This window comes from Bradyrhizobium australafricanum (assembly GCF_020329495.1).
Classification (GTDB): Bacteria; Pseudomonadota; Alphaproteobacteria; order Rhizobiales; family Xanthobacteraceae; genus Bradyrhizobium; species Bradyrhizobium australafricanum.
In genome coordinates this window covers 41,164-55,369 of record NZ_JAGKJL010000024.1, presented here as the reverse complement: position 1 = coordinate 55,369, position 14,206 = coordinate 41,164, and the positions used below count along the sequence as shown (strand labels likewise).

The window sequence follows — 14,206 nt, the reverse complement described above, 5'->3', positions numbered from 1 at the left end:
TTCGTTTAGGAGCTCCCGCCGATCACCGACAACCTCGCGCAGTTCTTGAATTCCATCAACAGGCTCTACCCGCTGATCCTGGAGCACAGGCTCCCAAGCGTGGTCCGATACTGCATTTCTGCGTGCATCATGCTGGCGTGCGCGGTGCTGCAGATGGCGCTCCAGATGCAGACCGGCACGCCAGGATACTTCTTGCTGCTGCCCGGCGTGTTTCTCTCGGGCCTGCTCTTCGACAGCGGCTGTGGGATATTTGCCGCAATCGTCGCAGTTTGCGTGGGCTCCTATGTCAGCTACGCGGGAGCGGTCGGCTTCGACTTCCTCGCCACGAATGTTCTCTTCGCGATCACGGCGGCCGGCGCCGCCGCTGTTGCCGAGTTTCAGCGCGCCGAACTCCGGCGTGTCATGCTGGCCGACAAAACCAAGGCGGTGCTGCTGCAGGAAATGGCGCACCGCACCAAGAACAATCTCGCCGTCCTGAGCGGGATGATGAGGCTGCAGGCCAAGAACGGCGGGCCCGAAGTCGCAGTCGCTCTGGACGCCACCGCGCGCAGGCTGCAGGTCATGGCCGAGGTCTACGACCATCTCTCGCTCAAGCAGGACTCGCGCTCCGTCAACATGCGCCACTTCCTGACCAACGTGGTCGGAAAGGTGTTCCAATCCTTGGCTCCGTCCGGACCCGTCGCCTTCCAGGTGGTTTCCGACGACATCGATCTGCCGAACGAACACGCGCTCGCGATCGGCATGATCGCGAGCGAGCTCGTCACCAACGCGCTGAAGTACGCATTTCCCGCCAATAGGCCGGGCCACGTAGTGGTCACGTTCTCCGGCGGAGACTGCCTGGAGTTGTCGGTCGCCGACAACGGCATCGGTGTTTCGGGCGCAGCAGAGCCCGGAGGATTGGGTTCGCGGATCGTCGATCTGCTCACCCAGCAGCTCGAAGGCGAGATCGCGTACGAACGTCTCGATCCCGGGCTGCGCGTCAGAGTGCGGGCTCGGCTTCGCTAGTTGACGCCATTCGCCGATCAGTCGCGTCCGTCAGATGCTCTTTGCCGGGACGCTGCCGCGAGATAGATCTGGGTTGTCAAAGCGGAATTCGCGTTCCATGACGTCCTGCCAGGTGTAGTTCGATTTGTCGGGGAGGCTCTGCAGAGGCATGTCGGTCTCGCCGGCGGCGCGGCCGCGCCCGTAAATCAGCGGCGCTTCAGAAACTCCCGCGCTGCCTGCTCCATCAATCCCGGCGGCGTCGTTTGCTTGAGTTCAGCGGCTTCAGTTCGGCGCTTGTCCGACGAGATGCCTTGGTAAATCTGGTATGCCGTCGACCGCAACAACGTCAAGAATCCGGCGACGGACAGTCGGCGCGATCCAGTCCGCACCTTGTTTTGGCAGGAGCCGATGATGCGGATCAGCGTGGATACGATGACGTTTGGCGGAGTACCGGTAACGAGCCCCGCCAGGGCAGTCGTGGACATGCTGCGTTACCGCGGCAAGTTCGGAGACGAGCCGGCAATGAAGGCGGTGAAGGATTTCATCACCGCGGCCGGAGACCCTCATCAAATGATGGACATTGCGCGCGAGATCGGCTGCTACCGCCAGATCGAGCCGTTCACTCGCTCGGCAGAAGAAATGCAATCGGCAATTCCCAGGAGACCTCTGTGACACAGAACAACGCATCGGCCGAGAGCGGACGCGACCTTGCCCGGCAGCTCGGCCCGCAGGAAACGCAGACCTTGTCCACGTCGCGCAGTTTCGAGATTAGGAAGTAAGAAACTTTGCAATTTCTTATATGAGGGATTGGCACTCGGTCGAAGACCCCGCATACGAGTTTGAATGAAATTTTAGAGCGAGATTGCAGCCGTCAGTCGGAGTGTGCCGGCGTAAAGCGGACATCGGTCGATGATCGATGCGGCGCGTCGGACCGGCTATCGCGGCGTTGACATGAGCACGCACTGAACGCCGGGAATTCTGCGTGCATATGCCGACACGCGAATTTTAGAGCTCTCAGCGGGTCCGAGCCGTCTCTAATGGAGCTTCGAGGGAACTACAGATCGTTCGCTCCGTTGGAACAATCGGGCATTCGAACTGAGGAGTCACCAATGCGTGTGTCTCTGTTTGTCTACTGCGTTGACGTTTGGGATCGCGGGGTACGTAACTGCTCACGTGCGCAGTGCCTCGCGTCCGCGTCCGGGCAAAACGTGACGTGCAGGCTCAATCCACGTGCGGCATTTGGCGAGCAGCGGCGGCAATACAGAGATCGACATCGCTAGTGCATGTCGGAAGGGTGGCCCCGGCACTGGCCGAGCCCGGACAAGCCTATAAATCGCCAATGGTCTCAGGTTAGAGTGGGTTCGAATGCGACACCGCGTCATTATCGGCAGTAGCACGACACTGTCGTTTGTTGGTGTTTGGCGGTCGTTGCCACGAAGGCATCAGAACAACCTCTCCGGCCACAAGCTCCTCCGGCGCAGTGGCGTGACTGCTAGCTCCGGTCTTTTCGCTTGCGCGCTTGGCCCGGCGCTTGCTCGACCTTTGATTGTGCTGGTAAGCTTAGGTGTATCTTATAGCCGTGAGTTCAATTTAGATGGTTACAGCGCCTCCTGACGTGCCCGGCTGGCAGAGCACCCGCTGGGGGATGCAAAACACGGAAATCATCGCCGCAGTTGGCTCAGAAAATTTGAAAATCGACCCGCGCGAACAATATGGCTCTTTCTATTCGGAGATATAGATTCCCGAAGTCAAAATCGGCGAGCACTCTTTCCATGTCGTTTTTCAGATGGATGGAGATGATCGCCTAGCGCAGGTTTTAATTCGGCATGACTCGGATCGGGAACCAGTCCGGGCGTTTACGGCCGCGAAATCGCTGCTTTCGGAACGATTTGGATCGCCCGAGAGGCAGGGAACGACAGATGAATTTTTTGGCGTTTCCCAACCACGACGATTTCGCTTTCGACAATCTTTTTGAGAGGCATAAGCCTCTCCCATGTCGTGATAATCTTTATCCCAACAGCCAATATCAAGCCGAAACGAAGTGTGGCCGCGTTCTGATTGAGTTCTCGGCCCGACGAAAACACACTGTCAGCGCCCGCCGATCGAAATAAACTTCGCCCGGCCTAACCCTTTGATCTCGACGCCATGCCCGAGTCGGTAGCGGCTGACTATTCGTCTTTCCAGAAGCTGGCGCCTTGCCGGTTGCGTTCAAATCGCCGATGCATGATGCATCGCATTACCATCATCTTGACCTCGCTAAAGATGTAGTCGGCCACGATCTCGAGCTCGAAGCCGAGCTTGCCCATCCATTGCGCCATCAGCTGAGCGACTAGCCCGGATGTGGTGAGCCTCAGGCTTGTACGAAAGGGACGCTCCGTCAGCGACGACGAGGCATGTCGGGCAGTTTTGCGTGCGGTCATTGAAATTGAAAGAAAGCGTCATCGCGGCGTCAACTGACGGCGATCAGCTCCAGTTGTCCTGCGTTTCTTTTTGCTGCGCGGGCATCCAACCGGGTTGTCGAGTTTTGATTGCGTGGACCGACGGGTCGAGGAGGCTGGCTCGATCGAACAAAAGGGATCAACGGCACCTCTGCCGAAAGACCGGCGGTCTTATTGGCTGGCGTGCCGTGCAGGGAGACAGCGAACTGCGAGGGCCACGCAAAGAGAAGGTCGTCGGAGCAAGCGGCTCAACCGCGGAATGCTGCGTCGCCAAACCTTCGTCAAGCCCGATCGATCTCACACCTCGCCGTTTCATCCAGATGGCGCTGAAACTGTCATCACGCGAGTTAACTCGAACTAGCGATCTATCAAAGCAATAGGTCTGTACGAAACGAACGGAGTTGCGCAGTAACCGGCCAAACCCTCAGCAATGATTCCTGCGCGCCGTGAGGCGGCGCTAGGCGGCTGGTACAATCAAGAGTTTATCTTTTGTCAAAGATTTGCCGCGACCTTCCGGAGCTGGCGCCAAACGTTATAACCAGTCCTGCAGGGTCCCGGAATGAGAGCATATCTGAGCTCCTGGCTCTCGAAGCTCCTAGCCGGAGATTTGGCGGCATTTGGCGGGCCGGCCACCGATGAAACGGTTGCAGGATACATCCGTGCCGAGCAGGTCTCCCTCGTGCTTGGCTATTCGGTGGGCATCATGCTGGCCAACGCCTGCAATGCGACCGAGCTCGCCATTGCGCTTTGGCATTCGCCAGACAGAAACGTTGCCCTGATCTGGGCGGCGACTGTCGTCTGCGGCGCGCTATCGATAGGCCTGAAAGCGCGTTCATCACGACTGATGACGAAGCCCCAGTTCGTGTCGCGCCAGGCCATGCACCGGTTGGTACGGAATGCGCTGGTTCTCGGAACCGCCTGGGCAATTGTGCCGGTGGCTTTCTTCGCGAGCGCCTCCAATGGCGGGCAGCTCGTCATAACGTGTCTCTGCTCTGGAATGCTTGCAGGTGGCGCATTCGCCTTCGCCACGATTCCGGTGGCGGCAGTTGCGTTCACGGCTCCGATCTTTGTGGGTACGGCAATTTGCCTCGGCAGAAACGACGATTTCGCCTATCTGCTCGTCGCTATTCTGGTCGTGGCCTATGGCTTCGTGCTCCTGCGCGGCGTTTTCGCCAATTCCTTCGCGTTTACCAGACGCACCATTGCTCAACTGGAGGCCGAAAGGAGGGGTCGACGGGATCCGCTGACCCAACTGCCGAACCGTTTTGCCTTCAATGAGTGCCTCGAAGGTGCCCGCAACAGGCTCGCCCGCACGGGCGAGGAGTTCGCGGTTCTTCTCCTCGACCTCGATCGCTTCAAGGAAGTGAACGACAAATTCGGCCATCCCGCTGGCGATGACTTTCTCGTGCAGACTGCGGCGAGACTACAGCGATGCGTACGGCAGACTGATACTGTTGCGCGCATCGGCGGCGATGAATTTGCGCTTGTTATGACCAATCTGACCAAGGTTGAGGATGCCTTCGAAGTCGCCGAGCGGTTCGTCGGCGCCTTCGCCGAACCATTCGCCATCGAAAAATGTGAGATCGCGGGAGCGACCAGCGTCGGCATCGCAGTGGCGCCGCGCGATGGCGACGTACCTCATGAGCTCCTGAGGAATGCCGACATTGCGCTCTATCGCGCCAAGCAAGCGGGTCCGGGAACGATCTGTTTCTATGAGATCTCCGATGACAAATCAGCGCACGAGCACAGAGCGTTGCAGCGGGATCTGGAACTCGCGATCGACAGAGACGAGCTATTCCTTCTTTACCAACCATTCTTTGATATTCGAGAGGACCGCGTCACCGGCTTTGAGGCTTTGCTGCGCTGGCGGCATCCCGTCCGTGGGGTAATTTCCCCGACCGAGTTCATCCCAATCGCCGAAGAGACCGGACTGATCCACGGAATCGGTGAGTGGGTGGTGCGACGCGCCTGCGCGACGCTGTCGAACTGGCCGTCGGACCTCAGGATCGCCGTGAATTTTTCGGCAGCTCAGTTCCATAACGTCAGCATCCTTGAGACAATCGTGCAGGCCCTCTCCCAAGCCAGAGTTGCTCCTCATCGTCTCGAAATCGAAATAACCGAGTCAATGCTGATCTCGAAGTACGCGCCGGCATCATCGATCCTGAACGCACTCCTACAATTGGGAGTGACGGTGGCACTTGACGATTTCGGGACGGGATATTCGTCGCTGACCTATTTACTAAAACTGCCTTACACTCGCATCAAGATCGATCAGTCCTTCATACGAGACATGTTGAGCCGACCAGAGAGCGCGGCGATCGTAAAATCAATCATCACACTGACGCAGGACCTGCAGATCGGCGTGGTCGCCGAAGGCGTCGAAACCGCCGAGCAGCTCGACTATTTGCGAAAAGCCAATTGTGACGAAGTGCAAGGATACCTCATCGGTCGGCCGGTCGCGGCCGACGACATCTTTGCTCTGCTCGATCAAGACAAGCGATGGTCGACACCAGCCGCTTGAATGACAGGGCGCCCTTCGTCATTCCGATGGTGGTAAACATCCGCATCCTAAGTGGAACAGACGCCTGGCCTGCTGGAGTAGCCATCAGAACCGAGGACAAACGTGTGGTGGAGCCACCTTTCTCCAAATTCAAAGTTGCCCAAATTGATTGCCTAATGCGGCATTGGGATGAGATTCGTCACCTCTCTGTAGGTCGATCAATCGTGCTTTGGCAGATTGCTGTGCGAGCCGGAGGGAGGCTGGGGAGAGAAGGATTTGCGGGCGCGTGACGCCTAACGTAGAACCTAGAGCAAGTCTGAGAGGTGTCGGATGTCGTAGGCCGTGGACTCGGGCGAAGCATGCACGGCGCGTAGGCAGATCACCGTCGAGCCGCGAACCCCGACACCCGCGGCGATCTCCTCATTGCTGACCCCAGCGTCCGCTGCCAGCAGCATCAAGCCATCTTTAATGAGCTTCTAAGGGGAACTACGGGTCGTTCGCTCCGTTGGAACAGTCGGGCGTCGAACTGAGAAGCCGCCAATGCGCTTGTCTCTGTTGTTTGCTGCATTGGCGTTTGGGATCGCGGGATACGTAACTGTTACTCCGGCGAGAGCTCGAGATTTCCATGGTGCGTGCAGGGGAGAGGCGTCGGATATCCCTGCGATTGCATGCACCAGACGCGCGCGCAGTGCCTCGCGTCCGCATCCGGGCGACAAGTGACCTGCGGGGCGAGCAGCGGTGGCAATACAGAGATCGACTCGGTGGTGCAAGTCGGAAGGGCGCCCACTGTCCGAGCCTGGACAAGCCTATAAATCGCAGATGGTCTCCAAGTTAGAGTGGGTTCGAAAGCGACACCGCGCCATTATCGGCAATAACACCAGACTGTCGTTCGTTGGTGTCCGGCGGTCGCTGCCATGAAGCCATCAGGACTTAGATGGCCGAGGATGAAGACGCGTATCGAGTGCGAACGCTTCCTGAATGTGCTGCTGGTACGCGCCTTTCGCCTTGGTCGGGTCGAAGATTAGATTCCAGCTGTGGTTGGACACCGCGCTCGGAATGGCGACGAATTGGTGTTTGGCCAGGAGCGCATCACCGAACGCCTGCTGTCCTGCGCCCGGGATTCCAGGCCGCAGCCAGTTGGCGTTCGGAACGTCGGCGAGGCGAACGATGTGAACGTCGGACACGTCGATGACATGAAGCGCGGTCAGTACGTGCGGCGCTGTGTCGACCGTCTTGAAGCCTTTGTGAATCGCGACTTCCAGGATCGCTGTCGCCGGATCGAGAGAACAATAGACGACGCGGACGCCTATGCTGTTCCGCCGGCCGCCGGCCAGGAAAGCGCCTTCGCCACTATCCCAGGTCGACGCGTAACGTGCCGGATCGAGGCGCCAGGCGATGAGCTTGTCGCCTCCCAATGGCTCTACGGAAGACGTCACGCATAGACACCGTAGGCGAGGCGCGTAAGGTACTGTTCAACGAGTTCGATGCCGGCCGGCGTGACGAGCAGGTCGATCGGGCGGCGCTGGTCAAGACCGATGGCCGGACGCTCGAGCCACTGCTCGGCCTCCTCCTGCGATCCGAACACGTCCGTGGCCTTGGCCAGAATTTCGGCAAACTTCCAGGTTCGCCCGCTTTGCTCCTGGCTGAGCGGCTTGTCCGGAGCGTCCTTGCGCCGCTGAAAGGTGCGAAGGCTCATTCCGAAGGCTTTTTCCAGCGAATCTGTTTGAATGAAGAGGAGGTGGCGGACGAAGTAGCTCAGCGCGGATCCAGGCAGTCCCTCCAGCAGAAGTTCATGGGCGTCGAGGGCGCTTGTGATGCGGCGCGACAGGATACGGGGGTCCGCCGAGCAGATCGGCCACTTTTTGCAGGTCATTGCCCGGCACGTTCCCAACAGGACTCTCGGCGGCCGCTGTCATGGTGGTCTCGCGACATGTGTCGCTTAATATGCGTCACATGTTGTGACAATCAAGGGATGTCCTCTTACGGAACTCGGCTCACTTACATCGCGGAGCCGCATGTGGGTTCACGACCTTAGATGGGAATTCGAGCTGCCGGACAGGTGGCTCCGGCGAGGTGGTCCGCCGTGGCCAAACCTCGAGGGTCGAACGCCTTGAGTTCCTGCGGGGTGGCCATCAATCTGCGCCGAAACAACGGACGGACGATCTCCCCTTTCCAGCATCGAGGAGTCCAGTCTGTTTGACTACCAGCGACGATTAGCATCTGCGGCGCAGTCACGATTCGAGCTATCCGCAAGAGCGTCGCCGAATCGAGATCGCTCATCTCAGCTACGCCATCGGAATGCGATTGCCAGTCGCCGAGATAGTCGAGATCGCCGTCGCTCGCTTCGAATGCGCTTTTGATCTCGGCCATCTGCCACTTGTGATCCGGCAACAAACAATGCCGTCCGTGAAATGCGAGTGGACCGGGACCGCGGAGATCGACCACGGTATAATCCTCTCCCGAACGCCAGCCCAGAAGGATGCCTCCGTTCTCGAGGGAGGACAGATCCCCGCGAATATTCTACCATAGAGTGTATCCCGCGCGAGTACAGCCACACTGTCATCGTTTGGCTCCGCAGCATCTTTGGATGGGCTGGGCAGGGTACACCTCCCAGCGAGGCAGCGTCCTTGAGCCATCGTCCTTCTTGAGCGTCAACACGGCCACGGTCCAATCGCCTGAATCGTAGCTTCCTTCCGATAGCAATCCGACCACAGTCCGGACGATTTCAAGCGAGATCTCCTGCAGGTCCGCCCCCCGTGAAGGTCGCAGCGTTGCAGCCGATCGGGACTACGACGCCCTGATCGTCAACCCGTGGCTGGGGTATGCGCTCGTCCTTCCAGTGCTCGTTGAGGCAGACAAAGCAGCCTTCGGCATCTGGCAGGAAACGCGCGACCAGACCGCCCGCGACTCCGTACGTCGCGCAGCCGACCACGTAAGGCACACGGAAGCGCTTACAGTGATGCGCCAGTGCAAGCTGCACCTCTTCCGACGCAGAAGCATCAACTACCACATCGGCGCTACGCAGCAGATCGAACACCGGCTCAAGAACGTTGCCGGAGTCAGGCGGGATCGCGGCGGCATCGCGGTTGCCTCGCCGAGACGCCCCGTAAAAAAGCTCGCTTTCGTCCATGGATAGTTCTCGGCATAAAGTTCGCGAGAGACGAGGCTTTGCCTCTTCCCCAGGCCGAGCGACCCAACGGCCAGCGCAGGCTATTGCCCGGTTGGACCATGTCGAAATCAAAAAAGGTGATCTCTCCACGCCGGCGCGCGCCAGTTCTAGACCGGCGAAGCTTCCGATCGCGCCGGCTCCGACGACCACAGCCTTCTTCGTCAGGAGCGACTTCGCGATCGGCAGCGGTGAAAACACGTCGCCCTTACCGGCTCGCTCGCCCAGGACCGATCGCGCGCACCCGCAGTTGTTCCGTCCGCGAGTGAAGGCCGCGTAATCAGGAACAGCCATCCCGCGCCGTTCTTCTGAGAGCCGTACTTGACTTCCTCCGGAAACACGATGCCGGTGATTGAGAGGGAGCCACGCGCCGCCTCGTTGACTTTGCGCACGCTAGCGGCTGCATCACCGCCTGGCGCGCAAGTTCTGCTTGGGCAAGCCTGAGCAACTCGTGCGCATCGATGGTCGCGGGCGGAGTGAACTTGCCCCATCGGCCGGTGAGCAGCTAAGCGTCTTGTGGTTCCGTCGGAAAGCCGAATCTCTTGCCGATGGCCGCGCCGCTGCTGGTCTTTAGTTGCCGCAGCACGCCTTCGAACGCGGCGTCGTTCGTGCGGCTGGAGCGAGCCGAGCAGACCACCTCAAGCAGACTGTGCGGCCCGGGCGGCAGCGGCGCATGGCCGTCGAAACGAATGACCGAGTCCGTTCGGAAGCTCCTGCGCAATACGGCATCAACGGGTCAGCGGCCTGCTCCTCGAGCTTGGCTGCATCGTTCCAGCGGCCCTCTTTTCTCGCCGCAAGGGCGCGCAGGAGATGGTTCAGCCGCTCTTGGACAAAGTCGGCGACGAACTGGTTGGACTCCCATTGCTCCGATTCCTGCGTAAGGAGGCACAGCTCGCGACTGATGGGGTTTTGATGGCGCTCGAAGCTCTCGTTCGGTGCAGCCACCGTCGGGCGAAAGAAGGGGTGCAGAGGCGAATACCCGATGCGCAACAGCATCGACGCGGACTGCCCATCCACCGGCCAGTCCGCTTCGAGGATCAGGATCCCGTTGCCCTTGTGAACAGTTCGAGGCTCAATCCTGAGCCGTGCGAACGCCGCCAGCTCGGCATCGAAGAACTCCGGCCAGATCGTCCACCAATCCTGGTCGGCGCCGGGTTTGTTGTGTTTGGCCAAACTTAGCCCACGGGCCGATGTCCAGGCGGCGTGCTGGGCCGCAGCGGATCTTTGCCGGGCGTCTCGCTAGGCGGACCGGGCGGGACGTCCGGGTGCTCCGGATGGGACGGGTGGGGGGTGGCCATGCGTAAAATTCCTTCTTGAACTTTCCGATCTAGGTGGACTGACGCCCGCCTAGAAAATTCTTTTGTCGGCAGATTTGCTTGAGCAAAATGGACACGAAACTGCTCTGGATGGACGACTTGGGCTGAATTTCACAACAACTTGTGAAGGAGGTTGGCCACGAGGTGGAGTGGGCGGTCGCCGGCTGAATCACTAAGCGGGCGACCAGAAGAGAATGATTGGCCAATTCGTCGTCGTCGGCCCACCCGGGAGCGATTTGCTCCCTGAAGATGTTGGAGGCCTTGACAGGCTTGATCCAGGGAGCTTGAGGCTCGCCTCAGATCAGACAGTTGGTGGTTGCAAATGGCGTATCCTGGTCGACATATTGAGCGCCACCAGCCTCGACCTCTTTGCAGTCATGTTTTGGCCTCACGCGAGGATCCATCTTGAGCGCGGGACTATCAGACCATATGGGAATCGAGCCGGCCGAGCTCCAGGGCAAGGGGTTCAGTTATGTGCATCGCGATTCTGCCTGCGCCTGATGGACGGAGGTGATCTCGCAAGCGGTCTTGGCGTCACTCATTCGTAGCTGGATGGCGCTGTCGCAGCTCCGACGCGCGTCGGTACTCTTTCGCCTGGAGCAGCGAGCTAGAGGGGGCCGCATTCTCCCATATAAATGTTCGTAATTCCTAGAGAAATCCAAAGATAGACGCGATGGTACAACATTTGCTGTTCCGTTCGCAGCTGTCGAACTTTTTGGAGCAATTCCATGCACACTGTCGTCTGCATCAAACAAGTCCCGGATTCTGCGCAGATCCGCGTGCACCCCGTGACCAATACGATCATGCGCCAGGGCGTGCCTACCATCATCAACCCCTATGACCTGTTCGCGCTCGAGGCCGCGCTGGAGCTGCGCGATCGTTTCGGCGGCGAGATAACCGTGCTTACAATGGGGCCGCCATCGGCCGAAGACTCTTTGCGAAAAGCGCTGACCTTTGGCGCGGATCGTGCCGTTCTGCTGACCGATCGTTGCTTTGCGGGTTCCGACACCCTAGCCACAACGTATGCACTGGCAACAGCGATTCGGAAGATTGGTAAGGAATACGGGCCGCCGAACCTCATTTTTACCGGCAAACAGACCATAGACGGCGATACCGCGCAGGTCGGTCCCGGCATTGCAAAGCGACTTGGCGTGCTGCAGCTAACCTACGTCGCCAAGGTCAGATCCTTGGATCTCGCAGCGCGTACGATTGAAGCGGAACGGCGCTCCGAAGGCGGTGTCCAGGTGCTGCATACCAGGCTGCCCTGTCTTGTCACCATGCTGGAGGCTACCAACCAGATTCGGCGCGGCGCAATGGCGGATGCGCTGCGGGCTGCGCGTGCGCCGATTGTGAAATGGAGCGCGCATGATGCCGGCGTCGAGGACGTCTCCAAATGCGGTCTCAAGGGTTCGCCGACCGTTGTGAAGCGAGTGTTCGCACCCTCTGCGCGCGCCGAGAAAGCGGCGCTGGTTGAGACCGCCGAGCAGCCCGCACAGGCATTGATTGACGCAATCTTCAAGCAACAGCCGAAGCTCGAGACCGATCTTGCCGCATTAGCCCGCGATGCTTGATCTTGAGAGTTTGGTGAGAAAAATCCCGAACGCGTCAACGCCCTGGCGTCCCTCCTCACTCCGACAAGCGCGGAGGCATGGAGAGCTTGGCGCTGATGATTCAGCGAGATTGGCGCCGTCCTCACGCCGGCGCCCTCAGCGCGAGGTATGCCTCCGGCGGCTTAATGCGTCGAGTTGGCCGAAACTGGGCGGGTCCCACGCTAGTCGTAGTCCGGTCCGCCACGCTCGACGGCTTATGCTGCTCGCGCTGGCTGTCGAGAAGCTGACAAGCCCGGCTGCAATTCACCACCGATCCAAATACGAAAGCGGGCCGTGCTCGCCCACCTGCTGCCTTGACTGAGAATGTGCAACCTGCCCGGTGCTGCCCTCAGAGAAGGTGCCTGTTGAGTTCGCGTTCGGTTCCGTCGCGAGCTCGTCGCGGCGATCGGGATCACCCGCTTGGCATTCGCCATCGCGGCCGCTTCCATCAATCAGCTCTTGCCGAGCTGTCAAGGCAAGCTTCGTCGCCTCGAGATGGGCTTTATGCCGGTTGTCAAGCGGACCGTGCGAGAAAACAGACGCACATAAAGGAATGCCTTTCTAAGCTTCTCGTCAGACGCTTCGGGCTCGTCAGCTTTTCATCAGCAGTCACGGATAGCAGGTAATCTCTGCTTCTTGAGTTCCCTAAAACAGATGAGGCCGCCATGGACCCGAGAAACTGCGATCCATTCTCTTCGGGCCCGCGAAGTTCCAATCATCTGTTGGGGGGACAGCAGGCAGCTCAGGGGGCGCAAGCGAACGAAGCTGGGCAAACGGATTTTGAGCAGCGACTGGGTGAGGCGGCCGAAGCCGCCGTCGCCCGGGATACTCCGCGCCCGGCCTATCCTCAGCTATCCAGCGAAGATGAGAGCCTCATAGAGGCGGTTGAAACAGACGCTGTGCGCAGGAATCTGCAGGAGCAAACGGCTCGGAACTATGCCTTTTCTCTACGAAAACTTGGGAATGATCTTGTCTGCCGAGGCAAGACCATTTCCGGTCTCGATCAGACTTCCCTGCTTGACCACGCTTGGTTGTACTTTCCCGCCGACGAGCAAATGCGCCACGCCTTGGGGGCGCTTCACAAATATCGCGAGCCTAGGGTGGCCGATGGAGATCGACATTATGTCCCCCCTGCGGAAGACAAGATTCTGATCGACGGCGCGGTTCAGGCAGCTGCGGCACGCCGGGGATGGGCACCGCTCACAGCCGAGAAGTATGATCGTGTTCTTCGTAGGCTGGCGAAATCGCTCGAGTCTCAGGGGCAAGCGATGGCCGCGCTCGATCACAACGCGCTGCTAGTCCACGCCAAGGGGATGTTCGGTAATGACAATGAAATGGACGCCGCATTGCTGGTGCTTCGCGAGCATCGTGAGCCTGGCATCTTAGCTGCACGCCGACCTCGTGAAGATCAGGCTCCCGCAGTCGAAGACAAATGCCTCATTGAGGCTGCGGCTCGTACCAGCGCGCGCCCCAAGAAGGCCATCGACGTCTACGTCAAAAATCTTCTCAGATTTGCTGGAGCGCTCAACGCAGATGGCCAACGAATGACCAATTTGGAATATCCGGAGCTGGTCAAACTTGCCAAAGAGCGGTTTCCCGGAAACGGCAGCATTGTCAGTGGGCTGGGCATGGTTCGTGATTACCGCAACGCGGAGCGCGCTTCCAGCAAAGCCGCCCCTTGGCATGCGGGGGATGATCCGGCCGTAGCGTCACCGGAGTTAAGTTTCGACCCGGAAGAGCTTTGGCGGCTACTGGAAGATCAACCGGTCCCCCCGCTGCCACTGCACAACTCAGCGGGGCTTCGGGATGCCTCGGATGATCCGGATCAGTTGCGGGCGGAAAGCTCGAATACGGCGACGCTTCGGGAGATGCTCGTTTCACCTGTCGGATCCCCATTGGACAGTGTGAATCAGCCAGATCCAGCCGTTCCGTCGCCGGTGCAAATTGTAGATCCGGACGAGATTTGGCCGAGCTTGGGTCAAGCTGGCCGCTCGCCAGTGGAAAGCTTCGACGCGGCGAAGCTTTTGGAGAAATTTGCTTCACCCAGACATTCGCCAACCGACAGCGTTAATCAACCAGATCCTTCGCCGCTGTGGGTGTGGACGGCTCGAGCTCCGGCGCACCATATGACTCGGTGCGATTGGTGCCCGGGGTCCCAGATGTAGAGCTGTATCTCCCAACGGGTTGGCAGCACGGCGACCAATGGGCGCCGC

The 14,206-nt window shown here is 59.5% G+C and carries 13 protein-coding genes and 1 pseudogene; 7 read left to right on the top strand and 7 right to left on the bottom strand.

Translation table 11 applies throughout. The annotated features are described in order from the left end of the window. The first annotated feature begins 153 nt into the window (after positions 1-153). The gene (locus J6525_RS21995) at positions 154-1,005 is read left to right on the top strand and encodes a sensor histidine kinase (protein ID WP_225646247.1); all 852 of its coding nucleotides are present in this window, start codon (positions 154-156) and stop codon (positions 1,003-1,005) included. Between the two features lie 185 nt (positions 1,006-1,190). Here the strand turns inward: J6525_RS21995 and J6525_RS21990 are convergent, their stop codons facing one another. Continuing rightward, entirely contained in the window at positions 1,191-1,469 is a 279-nt protein-coding gene (locus J6525_RS21990) for a hypothetical protein (protein ID WP_225646246.1), read from the bottom strand. Here J6525_RS21990 and J6525_RS21985 point away from each other — a divergent pair. After that, on the top strand, positions 1,468-1,656 hold the full coding sequence (locus J6525_RS21985) for a hypothetical protein (RefSeq protein WP_225646245.1): 189 nt from the start codon (positions 1,468-1,470) through the stop codon (positions 1,654-1,656). The two genes, J6525_RS21990 and J6525_RS21985, sit on opposite strands and share 2 nt — an antisense overlap. Positions 1,657-2,021: 365 nt before the next feature. Further along, positions 2,022-2,264, top strand: a complete 243-nt coding sequence (locus tag J6525_RS21980) for a DUF3551 domain-containing protein (protein ID WP_312009816.1) — start codon at positions 2,022-2,024, stop codon at positions 2,262-2,264. 888 nt (positions 2,265-3,152) lie between these two features. On the opposite strand, the gene J6525_RS21975 is transcribed toward J6525_RS21980, so the two are convergent. Further along, positions 3,153-3,404 carry a hypothetical protein gene (locus tag J6525_RS21975; RefSeq protein WP_225646243.1) on the bottom strand — a complete coding sequence of 84 codons (252 nt, stop codon included), beginning with the start codon at positions 3,402-3,404 and terminating at the stop codon, positions 3,153-3,155. A gap of 577 nt (positions 3,405-3,981) precedes the next feature. On the opposite strand from J6525_RS21975, the gene J6525_RS21970 reads away from it, so the two are divergent. Both J6525_RS21970 and J6525_RS47530 read left to right on the top strand, forming a co-directional pair. Continuing rightward, positions 3,982-5,943 carry a putative bifunctional diguanylate cyclase/phosphodiesterase gene (locus J6525_RS21970; protein WP_225646242.1) on the top strand — a complete coding sequence of 654 codons (1,962 nt, stop codon included), beginning with the start codon at positions 3,982-3,984 and terminating at the stop codon, positions 5,941-5,943. A 647-nt stretch (positions 5,944-6,590) separates the two neighbouring features. Next, positions 6,591-6,734 (top strand): hypothetical protein, encoded by a 144-nt coding sequence (locus tag J6525_RS47530; RefSeq protein WP_376708542.1) that lies wholly within the window; start codon positions 6,591-6,593, stop codon positions 6,732-6,734. Between the two features lie 111 nt (positions 6,735-6,845). Here the strand turns inward: J6525_RS47530 and J6525_RS21960 are convergent, their stop codons facing one another. From J6525_RS21960 to J6525_RS21940, 5 genes and pseudogenes are all read right to left on the bottom strand, one after another. Further along, complete coding sequence (locus tag J6525_RS21960; protein WP_225646241.1) at positions 6,846-7,337, bottom strand: RES family NAD+ phosphorylase; 492 nt, start codon at positions 7,335-7,337, stop codon at positions 6,846-6,848. A 17-nt stretch (positions 7,338-7,354) separates the two neighbouring features. Further along, positions 7,355-7,838, bottom strand: a pseudogene (locus J6525_RS21955) (Xre family toxin-antitoxin system antitoxin). A 115-nt stretch (positions 7,839-7,953) separates the two neighbouring features. After that, entirely contained in the window at positions 7,954-8,427 is a 474-nt protein-coding gene (locus J6525_RS21950; protein WP_283848636.1) for a Mov34/MPN/PAD-1 family protein, read from the bottom strand. Positions 8,428-8,647: 220 nt separating this feature from the next. Next, a complete protein-coding gene (locus J6525_RS21945; RefSeq protein ID WP_225646240.1) occupies positions 8,648-9,052 on the bottom strand; it encodes a ThiF family adenylyltransferase in 405 nt (134 codons plus the stop codon). A 606-nt stretch (positions 9,053-9,658) separates the two neighbouring features. Further along, on the bottom strand, positions 9,659-10,261 hold the full coding sequence (locus J6525_RS21940; protein ID WP_225646239.1) for a hypothetical protein: 603 nt from the start codon (positions 10,259-10,261) through the stop codon (positions 9,659-9,661). Between the two features lie 871 nt (positions 10,262-11,132). Between J6525_RS21940 and J6525_RS21935 the strand changes: the two genes are divergently transcribed. Continuing rightward, positions 11,133-11,975, top strand: coding sequence for an electron transfer flavoprotein subunit beta/FixA family protein (locus J6525_RS21935; RefSeq protein ID WP_057016774.1), 843 nt, complete (start codon positions 11,133-11,135; stop codon positions 11,973-11,975). A gap of 683 nt (positions 11,976-12,658) precedes the next feature. After that, positions 12,659-14,158 (top strand): hypothetical protein, encoded by a 1,500-nt coding sequence (locus tag J6525_RS21930; protein ID WP_225646238.1) that lies wholly within the window; start codon positions 12,659-12,661, stop codon positions 14,156-14,158. The last annotated feature ends 48 nt before the right edge of the window (positions 14,159-14,206 follow it).

Coding starts and splice junctions, on each gene's coding strand:
- J6525_RS21930 (WP_225646238.1), top strand. CDS start 12,659: ATGGACCCGAGAAACTGCGATCCATTCTCTTCGGGCCCGCGAAGTTCC.
- J6525_RS21975 (WP_225646243.1), bottom strand. CDS start 3,404: ATGACCGCACGCAAAACTGCCCGACATGCCTCGTCGTCGCTGACGGAG.
- J6525_RS21990 (WP_225646246.1), bottom strand. CDS start 1,469: ATGTCCACGACTGCCCTGGCGGGGCTCGTTACCGGTACTCCGCCAAAC.
- J6525_RS21980 (WP_312009816.1), top strand. CDS start 2,022: ATGGAGCTTCGAGGGAACTACAGATCGTTCGCTCCGTTGGAACAATCG.
- J6525_RS21985 (WP_225646245.1), top strand. CDS start 1,468: ATGCTGCGTTACCGCGGCAAGTTCGGAGACGAGCCGGCAATGAAGGCG.
- J6525_RS47530 (WP_376708542.1), top strand. CDS start 6,591: ATGCACCAGACGCGCGCGCAGTGCCTCGCGTCCGCATCCGGGCGACAA.
- J6525_RS21945 (WP_225646240.1), bottom strand. CDS start 9,052: ATGGACGAAAGCGAGCTTTTTTACGGGGCGTCTCGGCGAGGCAACCGC.
- J6525_RS21970 (WP_225646242.1), top strand. CDS start 3,982: ATGAGAGCATATCTGAGCTCCTGGCTCTCGAAGCTCCTAGCCGGAGAT.
- J6525_RS21935 (WP_057016774.1), top strand. CDS start 11,133: ATGCACACTGTCGTCTGCATCAAACAAGTCCCGGATTCTGCGCAGATC.
- J6525_RS21995 (WP_225646247.1), top strand. CDS start 154: ATGGCGCTCCAGATGCAGACCGGCACGCCAGGATACTTCTTGCTGCTG.